The 7,332-nt window shown below is 73.9% G+C and carries 5 protein-coding genes; 2 read left to right on the top strand and 3 right to left on the bottom strand.

The window, feature by feature from the left end; genetic code table 11:
* On the top strand, positions 1-1,894 hold a 1,894-nt coding region (locus ACRYM0_RS12800; RefSeq protein ID WP_432505635.1), incomplete at its 5' end, for a SpoIIE family protein phosphatase.
* 7 nt (positions 1,895-1,901) lie between these two features.
* Here ACRYM0_RS12800 and ACRYM0_RS12795 read toward each other — a convergent pair.
* From ACRYM0_RS12795 to ACRYM0_RS12785, 3 genes are all read right to left on the bottom strand, one after another.
* Positions 1,902-2,831, bottom strand: coding sequence for a carbohydrate ABC transporter permease (locus tag ACRYM0_RS12795; protein WP_432505633.1), 930 nt, complete (start codon positions 2,829-2,831; stop codon positions 1,902-1,904).
* Positions 2,828-3,817 (bottom strand): carbohydrate ABC transporter permease, encoded by a 990-nt coding sequence (locus tag ACRYM0_RS12790; protein ID WP_432505631.1) that lies wholly within the window; start codon positions 3,815-3,817, stop codon positions 2,828-2,830. Before ACRYM0_RS12790 ends, ACRYM0_RS12795 begins: the two co-directional genes overlap by 4 nt.
* A gap of 77 nt (positions 3,818-3,894) precedes the next feature.
* Positions 3,895-5,295 carry an ABC transporter substrate-binding protein gene (locus tag ACRYM0_RS12785; protein ID WP_432505629.1) on the bottom strand — a complete coding sequence of 467 codons (1,401 nt, stop codon included), beginning with the start codon at positions 5,293-5,295 and terminating at the stop codon, positions 3,895-3,897.
* Positions 5,296-5,474: 179 nt separating this feature from the next.
* On the opposite strand from ACRYM0_RS12785, the gene ACRYM0_RS12780 reads away from it, so the two are divergent.
* A complete protein-coding gene (locus tag ACRYM0_RS12780) occupies positions 5,475-7,238 on the top strand; it encodes an ABC transporter ATP-binding protein (protein WP_432505627.1) in 1,764 nt (587 codons plus the stop codon).
* The last annotated feature ends 94 nt before the right edge of the window (positions 7,239-7,332 follow it).

The following is a 7,332-nucleotide window of genomic DNA, read 5'->3' as shown; positions in this document are numbered from 1 at the left end:
GTGCGCGGTGCGCGCACCGCGCGACGAGGGTCGCGGGCTGGAGGGGTCGGGAGTGAGCACCGAGGTGGGGGACGCGTTGCCGGAGCCCGACTACGCGAAGGTCTTCGACGAAGCCCCTGCGCCCTTCCTGCTGCTGACGCCCGACCTCGTGATCGTCCACGCCAACCGCGCCCGGCTGGAGGCGACGGGCACGACGCTGGAGGAGCAGGTCGGCCGCCACCTCTTCGAGGTGTTCCCCATGAACCCCGACGACCCGGCGGCCGACGGCCTGCGCAACCTCCGGGCGTCGCTGGAGCTGACGCGCGAGACCCGGCGCCCCCAGACGATGGCGCTGCAGAAGTACGACATCCCCGTCCCCGGCGGCGGCTTCGAGGAGCGCTTCTGGAGCCCGCGCAACGTGCCGATCCTCGGCGAGGACGGCGAGGTGGCCCTCCTGCTGCACCGCTCGGACGACATCACCGACTACGTGCGCGATCGCGAGGCCGCCCGCAGCGCCGTCGCGGCCGGCAAGCAGTGGTCCGAGCGGGTCCAGCAGGTCGAGGGCGACCTGTTCGAGCGCACCCGCGAGCTGGAGGAGCTGAACGCCGAGCTGCGCCGCTCCGGCGAGCGCGAGCGGCGCACCGCGGGCCGGCTCGCGGGCCTGGCCACTGCCGCCTCCGCCCTCGCCGCCGTCGAGACCGTGCCGGAGCTGCTCGAGCACGTCGCCCGGCACGGGCGCGGTGCCACCGGCGCCGAGGCCGTCGTGGTGGCGCTGCGCGAGGGCGCCGAGCTGTCGCTGACGTTCCTCGGGGGAGGGGGCCCGGCGGCGAGCGCACCCACGGCGCGCGTGCCGTTGAGCTCCGAGACCCCGGTCGCCGCCGCCGCGCGCGGGCAGGTGGTGGTGGCGGGCGAGGGGTGCCGGTACGCGGCCGCCGTGCCGCTGCCCGGAGCGCCAGAGCTGCCGGCGTGGGCGGCGCTGCCGCTGTCCACCGGTGGCGGGGAGCCGCTGGGGGCCGTCGCGGTGGGCTGGGCCGAGGCGCAGCCCCCGGACCACGACGAGCTGCGGCTGCTGGAGGCCTTCGCCGCCCAGTGCGCGCAGGCCCTGGACCGGGTGCGCCGCCTGCAGGACGAGCGCCGCCGCGCGCGTGCCACCCGCACGCTGGCCGAGGCCCTGCAGCGCTCGCTGCTGACCGAACCGCCGCAGCCGGACCACCTGCAGATCGCGGTCCGGTACCTGCCGGCGGCGCAGGACGCCCAGGTGGGCGGGGACTGGTACGACGCCTTCCTCACCCGGGACGGCTCGACCACCATCGTCATCGGCGACGTCACCGGCCACGACAAGGTGGCCGCCGCCGAGATGGCGCAGATGCGCGGGGTGCTGCGCGGCGTCGCCCAGGCGGTGACCGACCCGCCGGGGGAGATCATGGCGGTCTTCGACCGGGCGCTGCACCGGCTGGGGGTGAGCACCCTGGCCACCGCCGTCCTGGCGCGCGTGGAGCAGACGCCGGCCGAGCGGGCCTCGGGGATGCGGACCCTGCACTGGTCCAACGCCGGGCACCCCCCGCCGCTGGTCGTGGAGCCCGGGCGCGCGCCGCGTCTGCTGGAGGCCCCCGCCGACCTGCTGCTGGGGCTGGCGCCCGAGCTGGACCGCGGCGACCACGAGACGCCGCTGGTGCCGGGGGCGACCGTCCTGCTCTACACCGACGGCCTCGTCGAGCGGCGCGACGAGACCCTGGACACCGGGCTCGGCCGGCTGCTCGCCGTGGTCGGCGAGCTGGCGCACCTGCCGCTGGAGGAGTTCGTCGACGCGCTGCTGGAGCGGGCCGTGCCCGAGCCCGGCGACGACGTGGCCGTCGTGGCGCTGCGCGCCCACCCCGAGGACCGCCCGCGCCCGGACGGCGCCGGGCGGCCCTGAGGGTGCCTCAGCCCTTGACGGACCCGGCCAGCAGGCCGCGGACGAAGAAGCGCTGCAGGCCGAGGAACACGGCCACCGGCACGGCCATCGCCAGGAACGCGCCGGGTGCCAGCAGGTACCAGGCGTTGTTGCGGGTCCCGGCCAGGTCGGCGATCGCGGACGTCAGCGGGGTCGCGTCCCCGCCGGCGAACGTCAGGGCGATGAGCAGGTCGTTCCACACCCACAGGAACTGGAAGACGCCGAAGGCGGCGATGGCCGGGACCAGCAGGGGCAGCAGCACCTTGAAGAAGACCGTCACGTGCCCGGCGCCGTCCATGCGCGCCGCCTCCACCAGGGACGCCGGGACGTCCTTCATGAAGTTGTGCAGCAGGAAGATCGCCAGGGGCAGGCCGAACATGGTGTGCGAGAGCCACACCGTCCAGAACGAGCCGTCGATGCCGATGTCGACGTACAGGGTCAGCAGCGGGATGAGCGTGACCTGCAGGGGCACCACCTGCAGGGCGAAGACGGCGACGAAGAGCACCTCGCGACCCCGGAAGGGGATCCAGGCGAACGCGTACGCCGCCAGCAGGGCCAGCGTGATGGGGATGACCACGGCCGGGATCGTGATGACCAGGGTGTTGACGAAGTTGTCGCCGAGCCCCGTCTCGAGCGCGGAGGCGTAGTTGTAGCCGGTGAACAGCGGGCGGGTGAAGGCGTTCCACCAGCCGTCGGCCTGGATGTCGCTCTCCACCCGGAAGCTGGTGACGAGCAGGCCCAGGGTGGGCACCGTCCACAGCGCGGCGATGAGCAGCGCGATCGCGGAGGCGGCCGGCGAGCTGAGCCGGTTCTTCGCGGCGACGGCCCGCTTCTCGGCGCGAGTGAGCTTGCGGGGCCGGGCCTCGATCTCCCCGGTGGGGTTGGTGACGACCCGCGTGGTGTCGGCCTGCCCGCTCACCGGACCTCCTCCGCCATGCGCATCTGCCGCACGTTGTAGACGATGATCGGGACGACCAGGACGAACAGCAGGACGGCCAGCGCCGCACCCAGCCCCTGGTTGAACTGCCGGAAGGACTGCGAGTAGAACTCGCTGGCCACGACCGACGTGCCGAACTGGCCGCCGGTCATCACGTACACGATGTCGAACACCTTCAGCGTGCTGATGGCGACGGTCGTGAGGACCACGACCAGCGCCGGGCGGATGCTCGGCACGGTCACCGAGCGGAACATCTGGAAGGCGGTGGCCCCGTCCAGGCGTGCCGCCTCCACGATGTCGTCGGAGATCGCCTTGATCGAGGCCGACAGCACCGTCATGGCGAAACCTGCGTTGATCCAGATCATCACGGCGATGAGGAAGAACGTGTTCCACGGCTGGTGGAGGAGGAACTGGTAGGGCTCCAGGCCCAGCCACACCAGCAGCTGGTTGAGCAGGCCGATCTGCTCGATGCCCGGCTGGTCCGGGCGGTACTCGTAGACGAACCGCCAGATGAGGCCGGCGGCCACCCCCGAGATGGCCATGGGCAGGAAGATGAGCGCCTTGGCCAGGGACTCGAAGCGGGTCCGGTCCACCAGGTAGGCGTAGATCAGCCCGAACGCGGTGGAGATGATCGGCACCAGGACCACCCACAGCACGGTGTTGCGCAGGACCAGTTGCAGGCCGTCGCTGGTGAACACCTGCTCGTAGTTGTCCAGGCCCACGAACGTGCTGCCGTCCGGGGACTTCAGCGACAACCACAGCGTGTTCAGGGCCGGGTACACCAGGCCGATCGTCACGAGCAGCAGCGCGGGGCCGACGAAGCCGGCGACGACCACCCAGGTGGGGACCCGCTTGGGCTTGTCGACGGCGAAGAGGATGGCGCCCATCACCACCACGAAGGCGAGGACGGCGAAGACCATGAGGGCGAGCTTGTGCGCGGTGCTGTCGGCGTCGAGCAGCCAATCCACCGGGGGACCTCCTCAACGAGGTGCGGGCGAGGGAGGGGCCGGGCACCGCCGCGCGGTGCCCGGCCCCACAGGGAGCGTCAGCTGGCGGGCCAGGCGGCCTCGATGTTGTCGAGGGTCGTCCGGGTGTCCTGGCCGGCGGCGATCCACGCGGTCAGCTCGCTCCACTCGGCCGCCGCGCCGACGGCTGCCGGCATGAGGTCGGAGGCGTCGAAGCGGAAGGTGACCGACTCGTCCTGCAGCTGCTCGGCGGCCAGCCGGTCGATCGGGCTGGCGAGGTTGTCCAGCTCCAGGCCCGTGTTGGCGCTGAGCCAGCCGGGGCCGGTGGCCTGGGCCTTGAGGTTCGCCCACTCCGGGGTGGACAGGTAGTACTGCAGCGCCTGCACCTCGGGCCGGTCGGCGAACGCGGCGACGAACTCACCGCCGCCGACGACCGTCTTGCCGGCCGACTCGCCGATCTGCGGGAACGGGAAGGCGAAGACGTCGCCGTCCTCGGCGACCTCGGTGCCCTCGGGCCAGTTGGCCTGGTAGAAGGACGCCTGCCGGTGCAGCCAGCAGTTCCCCTGGGTGATGGGGACGCCGGCGTCCTGGAAGGTCGTCGTCGCGATGGAGGCCACGTCGCCGAAGCCGCCGTTGACGTAGTCGGGGTTGCGCAGGATCGAGCCGACGCGGTCCAGCGCGGCGACGATCCGCGGGTCGTTGAACGGGATCTCGTGCGCGATCCACTGGTCGTAGACGTCCGGGCCCAGCTCGTGCAGGACGACGTCCTCCAGCCAGTCGGTGGCCGGCCAGCCGGTGGCCTCGCCGGAGCCGATGCCCGCGCACCACGGCTTGGTGTCGGGGTCGTCCGCCACGATCCGGTCGGTCAGGGCGATGAGCTCGTCCCACGTCTCCGGGACCTCGTAGCCGGCCTCCTCGAACGCCGAGGGGGAGTACCACACGAAGGACTTCGTGTTCGCGCCCAGCGGGGCGGCGTAGAGGGTGCCGTCGACGGAGCCGTAGTCGCGCCAGGCCTCGCTGAAGTACTCCTCGACGTTCTGGGCCACCGCGTCCGGGGCGGCCACGACCTGCCCCGTGGAGACCATCTGCGCCAGCAGGCCCGGCTGCGGCAGGAAGGCGATGTCCGGGGCGTTGCCGGACTGCACGCGCACCGGCAGCTGCGCCTCGAACTGCTTGGTGCCGTTGTAGTTCACCGTGATGCCGGTGCACTCGGTGAACGGCGCGAAGGTGTCGATGAAGGGCTGGTCCTCGGGGGTGACGATGGAGGTGTAGACCTCCACCTCGGTCCCGTCGAGGCTGTCGCCGAACTGGTCGAACTGGGAGCAGTCGATCTCGGCCCCGGTGACGTCGGTGCCGGTACCGGCGCCGGTGCCTTCGTCGACCCCGGCCTCCTCGGCGGTGGCGCAGCCGCTCGCGGCGAGCGCCAGTCCGAGGCCACCGGCCAGCAGCGCCAGGCGGCGAGCGCGGGTGAGGACGGTCATCGGTGTTCTCCTCTCAGGCGCGGCCGCTTCGCCGCACCGGACGTGCGCCCATGATGGCCCACGCCCCCGGTGCTGCGCGCGTGTCCCCGATCACGAACCGGACACGCCCCCGTTCGCCGGATGCCGGCGGCGACGAGCGGCGGACGCGCAGCACCGGCCGACCCGGCCACACTGCGCCCGTGAGCGCCCCCGAGACCCCCGAGGTCCTGCCGCTGCGCGAGGCCGGCCGGCTGCTGGTGCCGCACCTGCGCCCGCACCGCACCGCGATCGCCGTCGCCGTGCTGCTCTCCCTGGTCGGCGCGGCCACCGCGCTGGCCCAGCCGCTGGCCGTGGCCGCCGTCGTGCGGGTCGTCCAGGACGGCTCGCCCCTCGCACCCGTGGCCGCGCTGCTGGTGGCGGTGGTGCTGCTCGGCGCGCTCGCCGACGGCGCCCGGCAGTACCTGCTGGAACGGGCCGGTGCCGGCGTCGTGCTGGGCGTGCGCACCTCCCTGGTGACCCGGCTGGCCCGCCTCACGGTCGCCGCGCGCGACGCGCGCGCCTCCGGGGACCTCCTCTCCCGGGTGTCCGGCGACACCACCGCCCTGGCCGCCGTCGTCACCTCCGGCCTGTTCGACCTGCTCGCCACCGTCCTGACGTTCCTGGGCGCCGTCGTGCTCATGGCCGTCCTGGACCCCGTGCTGCTGGCGGTGACGCTCGTCGCGGTCGCCGTGGCCGGCACCGCCATCGCGATCGCCTCCAGCCGGCTGGGCCGGCTCACCCTGGCCACCCAGACCGAGGTGGGTGCGATGAGCTCGGCGGTCGGCAGGGTGCTGGGGGCGCTGCGCACCCTGCGCGCCAGCGGCGCCACCGACCGCGAGCTGGACGGCGTGCTCGCCGCCGCCCGCCGCGCCCGCGACGCCGCCGTGCGCGCCTCGAGGGTGCGGGCCCTGCTGGGCCCGGCGATGCAGGTGTCCGTGCAGGGCGCCTTCGTCGCCGTCCTGGGCGTGGGCGGGGCCCGCGTCGCCGCCGGTGCCACGAGCGTGGCCGAGCTCGTCGGCTTCGTGCTGCTGCTGTTCACCCTCGTCGCCCCGCTGGGCCAGCTCGTGCAGACCTGGACGGTCGTGCAGGCCGGCGCCGCGGCCCTGACCCGCGTGCAGGAGGTGCTGGCGCTGCCGGTGGAGGAGGACGAGCCCCGCCCCGCCGCCGTGCCCGCGCAGCGGACCGGGGACGTGCCGCTGCTGGAGTTCGACGACGTCGCCTTCTCCTACCCCGACGGCACCCCCGCCCTGCGCGGGGTGAGCTTCGCCGTGCCGCGCGGCACCCGCACCGCGCTCGTGGGCCCCTCGGGGGCGGGCAAGTCCACCCTGCTCTCGCTCGTGGAGCGCTTCCACGAGGTCTCCGCCGGCGGCGTGCGCCTGGACGGCGTGGACGTGCGCGAGCTCCCGCTGCCCGCGCTGCGCGCCCGCCTGGGGTACGTGGAGCAGGACGCCCCCGTCCTGGCCGGCACCCTGCGCGAGAACCTCGTCCTGGCCGCGCCGGACGCCACCGACGAGCAGGTCCTCGCCGCCCTGGACGCCGTCGGGCTGCGCGAGCTCGCCGAGCGCGGGCCGGGCCTGGCCGCCGAGGTCGGCGAGCGCGGCGTGCTGCTCTCCGGCGGCCAGCGCCAGCGCCTGGCCATCGCCCGCGCCCTGCTGGCGCCCGGGGAGCTGCTGCTCCTGGACGAGCCCACCGCCAGCCTCGACGCCCGCAACGAGGCCCTGCTGCGCGAGGCGCTGGCCGCCGCCGCCGACCGGCGCACCCTCGTCGTCGTCGCGCACCGGCTGTCCACGGTCGTCGACTCCGACCAGATCGTCGTCCTGGAGGACGGCCGCGCCACCGCCTCGGGCACGCACGCGCAGCTGCTGGAGCGCTCGCCCCTGTACCGGGAGCTCGCCGCCACGCAGCTGCTGGTGGGCCCGTCCTAACAGGTGAGTTGTGAATCGGTCTGGTGGGTGTTGTAGAGAGCAGCTACGGCGGTGATCACCGCAGGGACAGTCGGTGCGCGTCGGCGGCACTGAC

The organism is Kineococcus arenarius subsp. arenarius, from assembly GCF_050871845.1.
Lineage (GTDB): Bacteria > Actinomycetota > Actinomycetes > Actinomycetales > Kineococcaceae > Kineococcus.
The sequence above is the reverse complement of the archived record's forward strand: the minus strand, read 5'-3'. Positions and strand labels throughout refer to the sequence as shown.

What these genes read in the sequence shown, in the direction of transcription:
- ACRYM0_RS12785 (WP_432505629.1), bottom strand. Translation starts at nt 5,295, where the DNA reads ATGACCGTCCTCACCCGCGCTCGCCGCCTGGCGCTGCTGGCCGGTGGC.